At 33.8% G+C, this 15,573-nt stretch carries 15 protein-coding genes, 1 rRNA gene and 1 pseudogene; all 17 read right to left on the reverse strand.

Annotated elements, in window-relative coordinates; genetic code table 11:
• Positions 1-159 precede the first annotated feature (159 nt).
• Positions 160-1,697, reverse strand: a 16S ribosomal RNA gene (locus HF295_RS04955).
• 302 nt (positions 1,698-1,999) lie between these two features.
• Positions 2,000-3,562, reverse strand: coding sequence for an RIP metalloprotease RseP (gene rseP, locus HF295_RS04960; protein WP_312031072.1), 1,563 nt, complete (start codon positions 3,560-3,562; stop codon positions 2,000-2,002).
• Between the two features lie 10 nt (positions 3,563-3,572).
• Positions 3,573-4,724, reverse strand: coding sequence for a 1-deoxy-D-xylulose-5-phosphate reductoisomerase (gene dxr / locus HF295_RS04965; protein ID WP_312031073.1), 1,152 nt, complete (start codon positions 4,722-4,724; stop codon positions 3,573-3,575).
• Complete coding sequence (locus HF295_RS04970) at positions 4,724-5,533, reverse strand: phosphatidate cytidylyltransferase (RefSeq protein WP_312031074.1); 810 nt, start codon at positions 5,531-5,533, stop codon at positions 4,724-4,726. The genes dxr and HF295_RS04970 overlap by 1 nt, the downstream gene beginning before the upstream one ends.
• Positions 5,530-6,258, reverse strand: coding sequence for an undecaprenyl pyrophosphate synthase (gene uppS / locus HF295_RS04975; RefSeq protein ID WP_312031075.1), 729 nt, complete (start codon positions 6,256-6,258; stop codon positions 5,530-5,532). Before uppS ends, HF295_RS04970 begins: the two co-directional genes overlap by 4 nt.
• A 126-nt stretch (positions 6,259-6,384) precedes the next feature.
• Complete coding sequence (gene frr, locus HF295_RS04980; protein ID WP_312031076.1) at positions 6,385-6,942, reverse strand: ribosome recycling factor; 558 nt, start codon at positions 6,940-6,942, stop codon at positions 6,385-6,387.
• A gap of 5 nt (positions 6,943-6,947) precedes the next feature.
• A complete protein-coding gene (pyrH, locus tag HF295_RS04985) occupies positions 6,948-7,670 on the reverse strand; it encodes a UMP kinase (protein WP_312031077.1) in 723 nt (240 codons plus the stop codon).
• A 54-nt stretch (positions 7,671-7,724) separates the two neighbouring features.
• Entirely contained in the window at positions 7,725-8,615 is an 891-nt protein-coding gene (gene tsf, locus HF295_RS04990; protein ID WP_312031078.1) for a translation elongation factor Ts, read from the reverse strand.
• A gap of 59 nt (positions 8,616-8,674) precedes the next feature.
• Positions 8,675-8,893, reverse strand: coding sequence for a Rho termination factor N-terminal domain-containing protein (locus tag HF295_RS08725; RefSeq protein WP_376739686.1), 219 nt, complete (start codon positions 8,891-8,893; stop codon positions 8,675-8,677).
• A gap of 78 nt (positions 8,894-8,971) precedes the next feature.
• Positions 8,972-9,691, reverse strand: a pseudogene (gene rpsB / locus HF295_RS04995) (30S ribosomal protein S2); the annotation flags it as partial.
• A 159-nt stretch (positions 9,692-9,850) separates the two neighbouring features.
• On the reverse strand, positions 9,851-10,297 hold the full coding sequence (gene dut, locus HF295_RS05000) for a dUTP diphosphatase (protein ID WP_312031080.1): 447 nt from the start codon (positions 10,295-10,297) through the stop codon (positions 9,851-9,853).
• Complete coding sequence (atpC, locus tag HF295_RS05005) at positions 10,297-10,689, reverse strand: ATP synthase F1 subunit epsilon (protein ID WP_312031081.1); 393 nt, start codon at positions 10,687-10,689, stop codon at positions 10,297-10,299. The genes dut and atpC overlap by 1 nt, the downstream gene beginning before the upstream one ends.
• A 6-nt stretch (positions 10,690-10,695) precedes the next feature.
• Positions 10,696-12,108, reverse strand: coding sequence for a F0F1 ATP synthase subunit beta (gene atpD / locus HF295_RS05010; protein WP_312031082.1), 1,413 nt, complete (start codon positions 12,106-12,108; stop codon positions 10,696-10,698).
• A gap of 9 nt (positions 12,109-12,117) precedes the next feature.
• On the reverse strand, positions 12,118-12,972 hold the full coding sequence (gene atpG / locus HF295_RS05015; RefSeq protein ID WP_312031083.1) for an ATP synthase F1 subunit gamma: 855 nt from the start codon (positions 12,970-12,972) through the stop codon (positions 12,118-12,120).
• A gap of 14 nt (positions 12,973-12,986) precedes the next feature.
• Positions 12,987-14,489: a F0F1 ATP synthase subunit alpha gene (gene atpA, locus HF295_RS05020; protein WP_312031084.1), complete on the reverse strand. Its 1,503-nt coding sequence runs from the start codon at positions 14,487-14,489 to the stop codon at positions 12,987-12,989.
• 12 nt (positions 14,490-14,501) lie between these two features.
• Positions 14,502-15,017, reverse strand: coding sequence for an ATP synthase F1 subunit delta (gene atpH, locus HF295_RS05025; protein WP_312031085.1), 516 nt, complete (start codon positions 15,015-15,017; stop codon positions 14,502-14,504).
• Positions 15,014-15,550, reverse strand: coding sequence for a F0F1 ATP synthase subunit B (atpF, locus tag HF295_RS05030; protein ID WP_312031086.1), 537 nt, complete (start codon positions 15,548-15,550; stop codon positions 15,014-15,016). The genes atpH and atpF overlap by 4 nt, the downstream gene beginning before the upstream one ends.
• Between the last annotated feature and the right edge of the window lie 23 nt (positions 15,551-15,573).

Genomic DNA, 15,573 nt, shown 5'->3' on the forward strand with positions numbered 1-15,573 from the left:
ATAGACATTTTTTTATGAACTTTCTTTAGAAAGTTCTCTTTCTATGAACTTCATTTATTGAAGTTCTCTTTCTATGAACTTTCTTTAGAAAGTTCTCTTTCAAGAAACATAGTCCCTGAAAACCAAACATATACGATACTCAAAACGCTTTCTCCTTAGAAAGGAGGTGATCCAGCCGCACCTTCCGATACGGCTACCTTGTTACGACTTCACCCCAATCATCTGTCCCACCTTCGGCGGCTGGCTCCATAAAGGTTACCTCACCGACTTCGGGTGTTACAAACTCTCGTGGTGTGACGGGCGGTGTGTACAAGACCCGGGAACGTATTCACCGTGGCGTGCTGATCCACGATTACTAGCGATTCCGGCTTCATGCAGGCGAGTTGCAGCCTGCAATCCGAACTGAGACTAATTTTATGAGTTTCGCTCCATCTCGCGACTTCGCTGCTCTTTGTTCTTAGCCATTGTAGCACGTGTGTAGCCCAAGTCATAAGGGGCATGCTGATTTGACGTCATCCCCACCTTCCTCCGGTTTGTCACCGGCAGTCTCATTAGAGTGCCCAACTGAATGCTGGCAACTAATAATAGGGGTTGCGCTCGTTGCGGGACTTAACCCAACATCTCACGACACGAGCTGACGACAACCATGCACCACCTGTCACTTTGTCCCCGAAGGGAAAGCCCTATCTCTAGGGTGGTCAAAGGATGTCAAGACTTGGTAAGGTTCTTCGCGTTGCTTCGAATTAAACCACATGCTCCACCGCTTGTGCGGGTCCCCGTCAATTCCTTTGAGTTTCAACCTTGCGGTCGTACTCCCCAGGCGGAGTGCTTAATGCGTTAACTGCGGCACTGAAGGGCGGAAACCCTCCAACACCTAGCACTCATCGTTTACGGCGTGGACTACCAGGGTATCTAATCCTGTTTGCTCCCCACGCTTTCGAGCCTCAGTGTCAGTAACAGACCAGAATGTCGCCTTCGCCACTGGTGTTCTTCCATATATCTACGCATTCCACCGCTACACATGGAGTTCCACATTCCTCTTCTGTACTCAAGTTTCCCAGTTTCATTCGCCTTACTCAGTTGGGCTGAGATCTTTTACAAATGACTTAACATTCCGCCTACGCGCCCTTTACGCCCAATAAATCCGGACAACGCTTGCCACCTACGTATTACCGCGGCTGCTGGCACGTAGTTAGCCGTGGCTTCCTCATTCGGTACCGTCAATACTAAATCATTTCCTATTTAGCACTTTCTTTCCAAATAACAGAACTTTACGACCCGAAGGCCTTCTTCACTCACGCGGCATTGCTCCGTCAGGCTTTCGCCCATTGCGGAAGATTCCCTACTGCTGCCTCCCGTAGGAGTTTGGGCCGTGTCTCAGTCCCAATGTGGCCGATCACCCTCTCAGGTCGGCTATGCATCATCGTCTTGGTAGGCCGTTACCCCACCAACTAACTAATGCGACGCAGTCCCATCCAAAAGCATAGCCCGAAAGCTACCTTTAAAACTATCAACTTCTGTCAATAGCTCCTATCCAATATTAGCCGACGTTTCCATCGGTTATCCTCGTCTAATGGGTTGGTTACCTACGTGTTACTCACCCGTTCGCCACTCACTAGTAAACTAGTGCGTTCGACTTGCATGTATTAGGCATGCCGCCAGCGTTCATCCTGAGCCAGGATCAAACTCTCCATATTTTATTATATAAATTGTTTATTTAGCTCATTATTTTTTTACTCTTTGACGTTTTTTAAACTTGTCTTGTTTTTCTGTCGTTTTTCGTTCGTATATGTTCAGTTTTCAAAGACCATTTTCTTTACACGTCAGTGTGACGCGCTTATATATTCTATCATAGCGAATATTTAAAGTCAATCATTTTTGACCAGTTTTTTTAACTTTTTTTTATCCTATCCAACAAACCATCAAAACAGCAGCAAATAGGTGTAAAAGCCTTGTACTTCTTCATATTCGTGATATCTATTTTAATATAAAAGCGAAATTATTTCAAGCCAAATAATCTCAAAATATCATGATAAGTTACATAAATCATTAATCCAAGTAATAAAAAGAATACCGCAGTATGTAACAAGTTCTCAACTTTTTGATTTGGCTTTCTTTTGGTTATGGCTTCATAACCAATAAATACAATTCTCCCACCATCAAGAGCCGGTATCGGAAGTAGATTTAATATACCTAAGTTAACTGAAAGTAAAGCAATAAATGAAAAAAGAGCAATTAAACCTTGAGATGATGCTTGTCTAACCAAAGAGAAGATACCAACAAAACCAGATAAATCTCTTATTCCAACTTCATCAGAAGCAAACAATAACCTTAAAGTTGAGAAAATAGAAGTACCGGCACCAAGAAAATTAGATGAAGCTGTTCCAAAAGAACCAAAAAAACTAAACTTCGTAGAAGATTCAATCCCTAGTCGCTTAAAATAAATATCATAGCCTTGTGTTTCTAAAACTTCTTGGCTATAAGCCTTATAAGTGAAAGTAAGACTTTGTCCATCCCTTTCAACCACGATAGTTGTTGGATTTTCTTCGCTACTTCCATCAGCATAATTTTCAGCAAAAACAATTAAATCATCTAAAGTATTAAATGTTTGTCCATCAATACTAATAACTTTATCCCCTGACATTAATTCAGTATTGATATACAAGGGTTGACTTATGATTAAAGATTCTGATTTTCCATCTATAGAAAAACCTAAATTAAAGAAGAAATGCATAGGTTGAATCGTTTTAACTAATTCTTGACCATTCCTTTCGATGACAAATACATATTCATTAACCCCTAAACTTAATTGTTCTACAACTGAATTTTCACCTTCAACCCATGAGTCGACATTTACGCCATTGATTGAAATTATCTTATCACCTTCATAAAGAACTTGATCCGCTGGCAAGTTTTCTGATATACCACCAATCACAGTGCTTTCTTTATCAGCAACCCCGGCAAATAAACCTATCACTAAATAAATAAGAAAAGCTAAAACAAAATTCATTAAAGGTCCACCAAAGGTAGTTAAAAAACGATTACCTTTAGATTTATCATTAAATCTTCTACCCTTAGGAGCGATTTGCATTTCATCCTTGGGATAAACATACATGGCTTTTTCATTAACCTTAAGGCCGTTAATGTTTAAATTATCAACATCTGATAAATCAAAATCCTCAACAAGCGTTTCAATCATCTCAGGATATCTTTTATCTTTTATATTCAATACTATTTTGCTGATATTTTGTTTATCGTCTAGAACAAGACCAATTCTTTCACCGACTTTTACAACCTCTGCTTCTAACTCTTCACCAGCCATAGAAACAAAACCGCCAAAAGGAATTGCTCTAATAGAATATCTTGTTTCACCTTTCTTGATACTCCATAATCTAGGTCCCATACCAAAAGAATACTCATGACATAAAATCCCTGCTCTTTTCGCAAAGAACAAATGGCCTAATTCATGAATACAAATAACCAATGATAAAACAAGTAAAAATATAATAATATTAATTGTTACATCCAAAACTGATGCAAAAAAACTTAAAGTATAAATCATTTAAAAACTCCTAACGATATTTTTGATAAATTTTCTTTTTTACCAAAGCATCTATTTGATAAATTTCTTCCAAAGAAGGATGATCAATTACATGGTGTTCATCCATCATCTCTCTAATTATTTTTTCTATATCTAAAAATTGAATCTCTTTATGTAAAAACAAATCCACTGCAGCTTCATTAGCTGCATTTAAGACAGTTCTCATTGAACCACCTTTTTTGTAAGCATCCTTTGCTAAAGCTAAACAAGGATACCTATCTTCGTCCATCTCTTCAAATGTTAATTGGTTCATTTTCATTATATCTAAAGCTTTAATATTTGTCTCAACTCTTGATGGATAAAACATAGCATAGGCAATCGGTAAATGCATATCTGGTTCAGAGAAATGAGCCACAATTGATCCGTCAATAAATTCTACCATAGAATGGACTAAAGACTCTCTATGAACAAAAGTATCTACTTTTCCAATATCAATATCAAACAAATAACAAGCTTCAATCACTTCAAAACCCTTATTCATCATGGTTGCTGAATCAATAGTAATTTTACTCCCCATAGACCAATTTGGATGGTTTAAAGCTTGATCAATACTTACATTCTCTAAATCTTCTCTAGATAAATCTCTAAAAGATCCGCCACTGGCTGTAATGATTAAACGTTTTATATGGTCTTTTTTTTCATGATTTAAAAGTTGCCATAAGGCATTATGTTCAGAATCTATGGGATACAAATTAAAAGAATATTCTTTTTTTAAATCATTAATTAAATGTCCGCCAACAACTAAAGTTTCTTTATTTGCCAGTAAAATATCTCTTTCAATCTTTATAGCTTCAATGGTAGGTTCTAATCCAACCATGCCTACCAAAGCATTGATTAAATAAGCGTTTTTATCTTCTTTATTGAATGAAGCTAGTTTTTTAAGCCCGTTTTTTCCATAATCAACCATTACATCAGGAAAAACATAAGAAAATTTTAAAGCAGATTCTTGGTCCTTAAGGACAACCATTTTTGGAGAAAACTCTTTAGTTATTTTAAGCAAATCCTCATACTGTGAGTAACCAGAAATAGCAATCAACTTAAACTCGTCTTTATGTTTTCTAATAATATCTAATGTTTGTTTACCAATAGAACCCGTAGAGCCTAATAAATATATATGTTTCATTAAATCACCTGCAATACAATCATTAATAAAGCAGCTGCGAACATGGTTGAATCTAACCTATCTAATACCCCACCATGCCCCGGGAAAATATTAGAATAGTCTTTAATTCCCACTTCTCTTTTAAATTTAGAAGCAATTAAATCTCCTGCTTGTGAAACAATCGATAATAATATAGATAATAAGATCACCAAAATAAGGTGAATAGTAAATAAATCCATCACATAAGCAAAAAGAGTTCCAAATACCGCTCCAAAGACCAAACCGCCTACAGCTCCCTCGATACTCTTCTTAGGAGACACCTTAGGTATAAGCTTATGCTTTCCAAATTTAATTCCAATAAAATAGGCAAATGTATCCGTTAAAATAGTGATTATTAATAAGTAAAGAACCATCTCTAAAGAAACCATTCGCAAATAAGCCAAGCCTATAAAGCCAATACTGGTATAAAATATCGCCAATACTGACAAAGCTAATTCACCACGATGCATTCTTTGATCAAATAAATATAAAATAAAATATAAAAAAACAATGGTTAGTAAAGATAAGAATACTATTTTATAGTAATGCACAAAATTGAAAGATAAAACATTGATTAAAACAAAAGCAAATGTCAATAAGATAGGTAAATAGTGATACCAATATAAGTCTTTATTATGTCGATGACACTTAATCATAAATTCATAAGCCGCCATCGTAGAAAGTAAAACAATACCCCCAGAGAATAAAAAGGCTAAATCACCTTCACCAAATATTAATACAGCCCCAAATAAGATAATAAGGATCGTGCCAGTAATTAATCTTGTTTTCATTGCTTTAATCCTCCAAAACGTCTATTTCTTTTTGTATAATCAACCAATGCTTTTTCTAATTCTTTTTTTGAAAATGCAGGCCAATATGTCTTACAAAAATATAATTCAGCATAAGCTGCTTGCCATAATAAGAAATTAGATAATCTAATTTCACCACTAGGTCTAATTAATAGATCAAGCGGTGGTAGTTCTTTGGTATACAATCTTTCTTCAATCATGTCCTTAGTAATATCCTTGGCTTTAAGCTCTTTATTTTCAATCATTAGACCTATATCTTGTACAGCTTCTAAGATTTCAGTTTGTGAACCATAATCAAAACATATATTAAGGATTAAACCTTGTCTATCTTTAGTTCTTTCAGTAATACGTTCTAAAATTTCTCTATTTTCTTGACTTAATTTAGTTTTTCTTCCAGAAAACATAACTCTAATATCATGGTTTTTAAATTCATCTTTAAATTTTTTTTCAAATTCACCAGGCAATTTCATTAAAAAATCAACTTCAGCTTGAGGCCTAGTCCAATTTTCAGTTGAAAAAGCATAAACTGAAAGCGCCTTAATGCCATAATCACTGGCAGCTATGGCGATGGTTCTTATATTTTCAACACCTCTTTGATGACCATAAGTCCTTGGCATTCCTCTTTTTTTAGCCCAACGACCATTACCATCTAAGATAATAGCTATATGTTTAGGAATATTTAAGTCTTCTTCTCTTCTTTTAAACATTTTAAACACCTTTTCTTTCATATAGATTATACAACATTTTATGTGATAATTCTATGATTTTAAACTTAGACTAGAATTTAAAAAAAGATACAAGATTTGAATTCTTGTATCTTTAAGCATCGTCAATTATACATGCATGATATCATTTTGTTTTTCTTTTGCTAGTTCATCGATTCTTTCAACATATTTATCAGTTAATTTTTGAATTTCATCTTCATAGTATCTTAAGTCATCTTCACTGATTTCAGAAGCTTTTTCCATTTTCTTAAATTGAGAAATAGCATCTCTTCTAATATTTCTTATTGCGACCTTATCATCTTCAGCCATTTTATGTACTTCTTTAGCAGCTTGTTTACGGTTATCTTCAGTCATAGGTGGTAAAGATAATCTAACTCCAATACCATCATTTGAAGGTGTAACCCCTAAATTCGCTCCAAAAATAGCTTTTTCAATTTCAGATACTAATGTTTTATCATAAGGTTTAATATAAATTTGTGTAGCTTCTGGAACTGAAATTGAAGCGATTTGTGTAATTGGTGTTTCAACACCATAATATGAAACATGAACCTTTTCTAACATTTTTGGATTTGCCCTACCACTTCTAACTTGTGAGAAAGCTTTGATTAAAGATTCAATCGTGTGTTTCATTCTATTTTCTGATTCTTTTAAAATTTCTTTTGGCATATCACTCACTCCTTATCGTTTTTAATTAATGTACCGATGTTTTCTCCAAGAATGGCTTTTTTAATGTTTCCTTTTTCATTCATATCAAAAACATAGATATCTATATTATTATCATAACATAAAGCAGCTGCAGTTGAGTCCATAACATTTAAATTATTGTTTAAAATTTCTTTATGAGTAATATTATTATACTTTTTTGAGTCCTCAAACTGTCTAGGGTCTTTATCATAAACCCCATCTGTTCCATTTTTTGCCATGTAAATGATTGAAGCACCAAGTTCAGCAGCTCTTAAAGCAGCCGTTGTGTCTGTAGAAAAATAAGGATTACCTGTTCCACCACCAAAGATAACAACCCTATCTTTATTTAAATGTGATAAAGCTTTTCTTCTAATATAAGGTTCAGCGACTTCAGGAATGTTAATAGATGTCATCACCCTTGTTTGAACACCAATGGCCTCTAAAGAATTTTGTAAAGCAAGTGCGTTCACGATGGTACCAATCATTCCCATATAATCAGCACTAGATCGTTCAATACCCATTTCATCTGCTAGTTTTCCCCTGAAAATGTTTCCGCCACCAACAATGATTCCAATCTCATTTTGACCAAGGTCATAAGCAGCTTTAACTTCATGAGCAATCTCTTTAACTTTTTTTGGATCAACACCGATACCAGACTCTCCAGCAAGTGCTTCACCACTTAATTTAATCATGATTCGTCTTTTAGACATATAATATAACCCTCCTATAAACTTGTAAAAAAAGGACAAAATTTGTCCTTTTAATTATCTTGATTGACTCATTACTTCTTCAGCAAAATTATCTTCTTTTTTCTCGATGCCTTCACCAACAGCTAAACGTTTAAATAAAGCGATTGATGAATTCGCTGATTTTAAGTATGACTTAATTGTTTCATCTGGGTTTTTAACATAAGGTTGACTTAATAAGCAAATATCTTGGAAGTTTTTATTCAAACGTCCAATAACCATTTTTTCAATAATGTTTTGTGGTTTTGGTTTATCTGATTCAGCATTTTCATTCAATGCTTGAGCCGTTAAGACTTCAGTTTCATGTTTAATAACTTCTTCAGAAATTTCATCTCTTGAAATGTATTGTGGGTTTGAAGCAGCAATATGCATTGCAATATTTCTTGCGACTTCTTCGTTTTCACCATTTAAAACCACTACAGAAGCAATAGATCCACCAAAGTGAACATAAGAACCAAAAACTTGATTATCTTCTTTTGTGATTAATTCATATCTTCTAAAAGTAATTTTTTCTCCAATAGTCGCTGTTTCAGATAATAAAACATCTTTTAATGCTTTTCCATCCACTTCAACTTCCAAAGCACATTCTTCACAAGGTTTCTTAGCTTCAATTAAAGCAGAAGCAATTTTCTTAACCAAAGCGGTGAACTTATCGTTTTTAGCAACGAAGTCAGTTTCACAGTTTAGTTCAAAAATGATTGCATGATTTCCATCTGTTTTTACTTCTACTAAACCTTCAGCAGCTACTCTAGAAGCTTTTTTCTCAGCTTTAGAAATACCTTTTTCTCTTAACCAATCAATTGATTTATCAAAATCGCCATTATTTTCTACCAATGCTTTTTTACAATCCATTAAGCCAGCACCAGTTTTTTCACGTAAATCTTTTACCATTTGTGCACTAATTGCCATAATATTTCCTCCAATATCTAATTTTTTTTAAAAAGGGAGCCGTAGCCCCCTAATATTGATTAAAGTGCTGTTTTAATTAATTCAATTAACTCAGCTTTTCTTAATGATGAGTATCCTGATAAATCATGTTCTTTTGCCATTTCTCTTAACTCAACAACTGTATGAGATTCAAGTTTAGCTTGTAATTCTTTATCATTATCTTTAACAGTTTCTTTAACTGCTTCTTTAGTTTCTTCTTTAACTTCTTTTTTCTCTGGTGCATTAGATACTTTAACAATTACTGGTTTAGATTCTTTTTTTACTTCTTCTTTAACTTCCTCTTTAACCGCTTCTTGTTTAAGTGCTTTTTTAGGTTGTTCAGGTTTAACTTCCTCTTTGCTTACAGGTTGATTTTGAGCATTTTTAGCTTCAATTACAGCATCAGCCATAACATCAACAATTAATGAAATTGATCTTAAAGCATCATCATTTGCTGGAATGATATAATCTAAATCATCAGGATTACAGTTAGTATCAATGATACCAAATACTGGAATATCTAATTTTCTAGCTTCTAAAATTGCATTTCTTTCTTTTTTAGGATCAATAATGAATAATGCTTGAGGCAATTTTTTCATTTCCTTGATACCTGAGAAGAATTTCTCTAAGCGTGCGATGTCTTTTCTAAGTTGAACAACTTCTTTTTTTGGCAACAAATCAAATGTTCCATCTTTTTCCATCTTGTATAATGAATGAAGTTTATTGATTGAACGTTTTATTGTTTTAAAGTTCGTTAAGGTTCCCCCTAACCATCTTTGATTCACATAGTACTGTCCAGAGCGAATCGCTGCTTCTTGGATCGGTTCTTGTGCTTGTTTTTTTGTACCTACAAACAATACTTCTCCACCTTCAGCTACGATATCAAACAAAGCTTTGTATGCATCGTCAATGAATTTAGATGTTTGTTGTAAGTCGATGATATGGATCCCATTTCTTGAAGTAAAAATGTAACGATCCATTTTTGGATTCCATCTTCTAGTTTGATGTCCAAAATGTACCCCTGCTTCTAACAGGCTTTTCATTGTAACAATTCCCATTTTTTAAATCCTCCTTTTGATTTTTATACCTCCACCTAATCATCGCTATTGTCACCTATTTTAGGCTCTTGACAAATCACTCATAGATGTGTGTATTTTAATGGCCAAATTATTCTATCAAATTTTACCTAATAAATCAAGTAATTTTTATCAATGACCCTATTTATCTGTAGAGCCAAATCCACCCAATCTTTTAAGTAAAGTATTGTCATTATCTGCTTTTAAATATTTCATAAAAACACCCTGAGCTATCCGCTCATTTTTTTTAATATGAACGTCTTGATCCCCAAAATTATAAAGAATTAAAGAAATCTCACCTTCATTATCTGGGTTGTTATAATAATCAGAATCAATGATTCCAACACTATTGACCTTCAATAAATGCTTTTTAAAGCCTAGTGAACTTCTAGGATAGATTTGTAGAACTTCGTCGCTTTCCATATAAGCCTTAATACCAGTGGGCACAAAAGCGACTTCTTTTGCTTTAATGATCATATCTGTTCTAGAAGCTATATCATAACCTGCAGAACCTTTGGTTTTTCTTTCTGGTAGTATCAAGTCTTGATTTTTATATTTTTCAACGATTTCAAATCCTCTACGTCTCACTATAAACTTCCAGCCCCTGTCTGTTTAATTTGTTTTTGTAACTCTTTTTCCGCTTTTGCCAATTCGATATTACGTTTTTTATTCTCATTGATTCGGTCTTTTCTAATTTGCTCAAGATTTTCCATGGCTTGATCCTTAGACTTACCTATATATGCATCTTGGGCAATGACACGAATTTGATTATTTCTATTTTCAACAATCCCATTAATCACCACCACAAAATAAACCAAATCATTTTGACATAATTTGATGTAGCCTGTATCAATGGTTGAAACAATAGGTAAATGGTCAGGCAAAATTTCGTAATTACCATTGTTAGAACTCGATACGATGATTGAATTTACGGTTTCTTTGTACAATTCACCATCTGGTGTAACGATTGTAATATCCATAGTTTCCTACGCTTTCATTTTTTCAGCTTTTTTAATCACGTCTTCAATACTTCCAACAAGTCTAAAAGCATCTTCAGGTAAATGATCATATTTACCTTCTAATAATTCTTTAAATCCTTTGACTGTATCTTCAACTTTAACAAAAGATCCAACTTGACCTGTAAATTGTTCAGCTACATGGAAGTTTTGTGATAAGAAAAGACGGATTCTTCTAGCTCTATGAACCACTAACTTGTCTTCTTCTGATAATTCATCCATACCAAGGATAGCAATAATATCCAATAAATCATTGTATCTTTGTAAGGTTTGTTGGACATCTCTAGCCACTTTATAATGTTCTTCTCCAACAATTTCAGGTGTTAAAGCTCTAGATGTTGATGCTAATGGATCCACTGCTGGATAAATACCTTCTTCAGAAATCTTTCTTGAAAGGTTGGTTGTTGCATCTAAGTGAGTAAAAGTTGTTGCTGGTGCAGGGTCCGTATAGTCATCGGCAGGAACATAAACAGCTTGAATTGAAGTAATAGAACCTGCTTTAGTAGAAGTAATTCTCTCTTGTAATAGACCCATGTCTGTAGCTAAAGTTGGTTGATAACCAACGGCTGAAGGCATACGTCCTAAAAGCGCTGATACTTCAGAACCTGCTTGTGTAAATCTAAAAATATTATCAATAAATAATAAAACATCTTGTTTTTCTTGATCTCTAAAATACTCTGCCATCGTTAAGCCAGTTAAGCCAACGCGCATTCTTGCTCCAGGTGGCTCATTCATTTGACCAAAGACCATAGCTGTTTTATTAATAACCCCTGATTCTTTCATTTCAAAGTATAGGTCATTACCTTCTCTGGTTCTTTCACCAACACCAGCGAAAACAGAAATACCACCATGTTCTTGTGCAACGTTATTAATTAACTCTTGAATAAGAACGGTTTTACCAACACCGGCACCACCGAACAAACCAATTTTACCACCTTTAATATAAGGCGCTAATAAGTCTACAACTTTTATTCCCGTTTCTAAAATTTCTGTTTCAGCAGATAAATCTTCTAATTTAGGTGCAGGACGATGAATAGGTAAGGTTTCATAATCACCCTCTACTTCTAAACCATCTATGGCTTGACCAAGAACATTAAACATGCGTCCTAAAGTCACCTTTCCCACAGGAACAGAAATAGCTTTCCCAGTATCAACAACTTCTAGTCCTCTTACCAAACCATCTGTTGAATCCATGGCAATTGCACGAATAATTTTATCCCCTAAAAATAAAGAGACTTCTAAAGTTAAATCAATGGCTATACCATGATTTTTATCCGCCGGCACCTTAACCGTTAATGCATTGTTAATTTGAGGCATATCCCCTTCAAACATTACATCGACAACTGGTCCCATAACTTGTACTATTTTTCCTTTGTTAGGCATCATTTCCTCCTAATTAACTGCATTTGCACCACCGATAATATCGGTAAGTTCAATGGTTATTTGTGCTTGTCTTGCACGATTATAAATTAAATTTTGTTTTTGTATAATTTCTTTGGCATTGTCAGTTGCATTCTTCATCGCTGTCATTCTTGATGCATGCTCACTAGTTTTAGCATCTAAAATAATTCCATACAAAGTATTTTCTAAATAAATAGGTAGCAGAGACTGAACAACTTCATCAGCACCTGGTTCAAAGACATAAGAAGACACCATGACCTTAGACTTAACCAAGTCCGTAATTGGCAATAACTGTTGCTCAGTCACATGTTGAGTCAACGTATTGACATAGTCAGTGTAAATCATCACAATTTTATCCACACCTTTATCTAAATATAATTTAATAAAGGCTCTAGACATGGCTTGAAAATCAATAAATTTAATTTCATCTCTAGAAGAAATTGATTCTTTATTCAATAAAGGATAATTTCTTTTCTTACAATAAGAATAAGCTTTATAACCTATAGTTCCTACGATAAAATCATGAGGATTGTCTTTTAAAATACTTTCAAAATACTTAAATATATTAGAATTATACGGACCAGCTAAACCCCGGTCACTGGCGATAAGAATATATCCAACTTTATGAATATCCCTATGTTCTAATAGAGGATGCATAGCATCAGGGTTTGAAGACAATACATCTTCTAACAATCTTTTTACTTCATCTTTAATGGGTTGAAAATTACGAAACTTCTTTTCAACTTTTCTTAGTTTAGAAGCAGAGACCATGTTCATCGCTTTGGTAATTTGCGATGTTTTCTTTGTTGCTTCTATACGCTTTTTGATATCACGAAGTGAAGCCATCATCTGCCTCCTTTTTAATATTGATCATTAAATCTATCTATGACTTGATCTAATTTATCTGTATCTGGTAAATTTTTGCTTTCACGCATTTCTCTTAATAACTTATTCGCTTCAGTATCATTTAAAAAGAAACTATGTAATTCAGATTCATATTTTCTTACTTCGCTTGTTTTTACCTTATCTAAGAAACCATGAGTTAAAGCATAAATGCTAATCGTTTGTAATTCAAATGGCATAGGACTATGTAAACCTTGCTTAAGAATCTCAACAGTTTTTTCACCACGGTTTAGTTTGGCTTTGGTATTATCATCTAAGTCAGAACCAAACTGAGTGAAAGCTTCTAACTCACGATAAGAAGCAAGATCCAGCCTTAAAGTTCCTGAAACTTTTTTAATTGATTTATGCTGAGCCGCTCCACCTACACGAGACACTGATAAACCAGCATTAATGGCTGGTCTAATCCCTGAATGGAATAATTGTGATTGCAAGAATATTTGCCCATCAGTAATAGAAATAACATTGGTAGGAATATAAGCTGATATATCCCCTTCTTGAGTTTCAATGATAGGTAAAGCGGTAATTGACCCTCCACCTAGTTTATCTGATAATTTTGCGGCTCTTTCTAACAATCTTGAATGTAAGTAGAAAACATCCCCAGGGAAGGCTTCACGTCCTGGTGGACGTCTTAATAATAAAGAAAGTTCTCTATAAGCAATCGCGTGTTTTGATAAGTCATCATAGATAATCAAAACATGTTTACCTTCAAACATGAATTCTTCAGCAATGGTCACACCAGCATATGGTGCCAAATATAATAAAGGAGCTGGGTCAGATGCATTGGCAGCCACGATAATTGAATAATCCATAGCATCATGTTTTTTTAGAGTTTCATAAACATCTAAAACAGTGGTTTGTTTTTGACCAATTGCTACATAAATACATATAACATCTTTATCTTTTTGATTGATGATTGTATCAACAGCAATGGCTGTCTTCCCTGTTTGTCTATCCCCAATAATTAATTCTCTTTGGCCCCTACCAATAGGTACTAAGGCATCCAATACCTTAATCCCTGTTTGTAAAGGTTCATTTACAGATTGACGATCAATAACACCTGTTGCTTTTCTTTCTATAGGTCTTGTCTTATTGGTTTTAATACTACCTAACCCATCAATAGCTTGACCAAGTGGATTAATGATTCTACCAATCATCTCTTCCCCTACCCCAATCTCTAGAATACGACCAGTTGTTTTTACTTCATCGCCTTCTTTAACAAGGTTAGGGTCATTTAAAAGAATAGCACCTACATGGTTCTTTTCAAGATTTTGAACCATACCATAAACACCATTAGGAAAAACCAATAACTCTCCACTCATCGCACGATCAATACCATAAACAAGAGCAATACCATCACCAACTGAAATAACAGAACCAACATTTTCTGTTTTTATTTGTTTTTCATAATTTTTTATCTGTTCTTTTAGTAATGAACTTATTTCTAAAGAATCTATTTTCACTTGTTTACCTCATCATCCTATTAATGAAGATTTGATTTGTTCCAAAGAAGCATCAACTGTTTGATCAATCACGCTTCCTTGATACTCTATACGAATGCCACCTATTATTGATGGCTGAATAACTTCATTAATGATTATTTTTTTATTCAAAACTTTTGTAAATTTTTGGATTAATTTATCTTTATTTTCTTGACTTAAAGCTTTGTTAGAAAAGACAATTAATTCTCCTATATTTTGACTTTCATTTAACAATTCTTTATAAGCCTTAAGAATCTCTTCAACAAAATTAAAACGATTATTATCAATTAAAGCTTTAAAAAAATTAATAAGCAATTGATTATTTAAAACTTTTTCAATAACTTGATGTTTTTCTTTATTTTCTATCTTAGGGTTTAAAAAGAACTTAAATGAATCATCATCCAAACCTTGAATCAGTTGATTCAATTCTTGGTAAATGATTTCAATTTCTTTTTTTTCAGAAGCAAGCGAAAAAAGAGCTAAGGCATATTGTTTTGACGTATTGGTCATAGCTCTTCACTGCTTTCTATTTTATGGATAGTTACATTTTGAAATTCTGATTCATCAATTTTCTTTCCAATAACTTTTTCAGCCATTAAACTAGCAATTTGAACAACTTCTTTTTCTAATTCTTGTTTGGCTTTTTTTCTTTCAGCTTCGATTTCTTTGTGTCCATTATTAATGATAATCTCAGCTTCTTTTTTTCCATGGTCTATAAGTCTTTGACGCTCTTCTTCACCACGAGTTTTGGCATTATCAAAGTAATCTTTTGATTTCAATCTAATCTCTTTTAATTCTTCTTCTCTGGTATGCTTAAGTTCAACAGCTTCTTTACTAGCTTTTTCAGCGTCCCTTAATTCCTTTTCCATGATTTCTTTTCTTTTATCAAGAAATTCAGTTATTCGACCCCAGAAGAATTTTTTGACAATCAGCACTAAAATGATTGTAGCAGCTATTTGTACAATCATATCAAGTATATTGACACCCAAAGCTTGTTCAACAGCCGATTCTACACCAGAGACTAATCTATCTAATATTGTCATCAGGCCAAGACCTCCTTGTTGTT

This window comes from Hujiaoplasma nucleasis (genome assembly GCF_013745115.1).
GTDB lineage: Bacteria > Bacillota_I > Bacilli_A > Izemoplasmatales > Hujiaoplasmataceae > Hujiaoplasma > Hujiaoplasma nucleasis.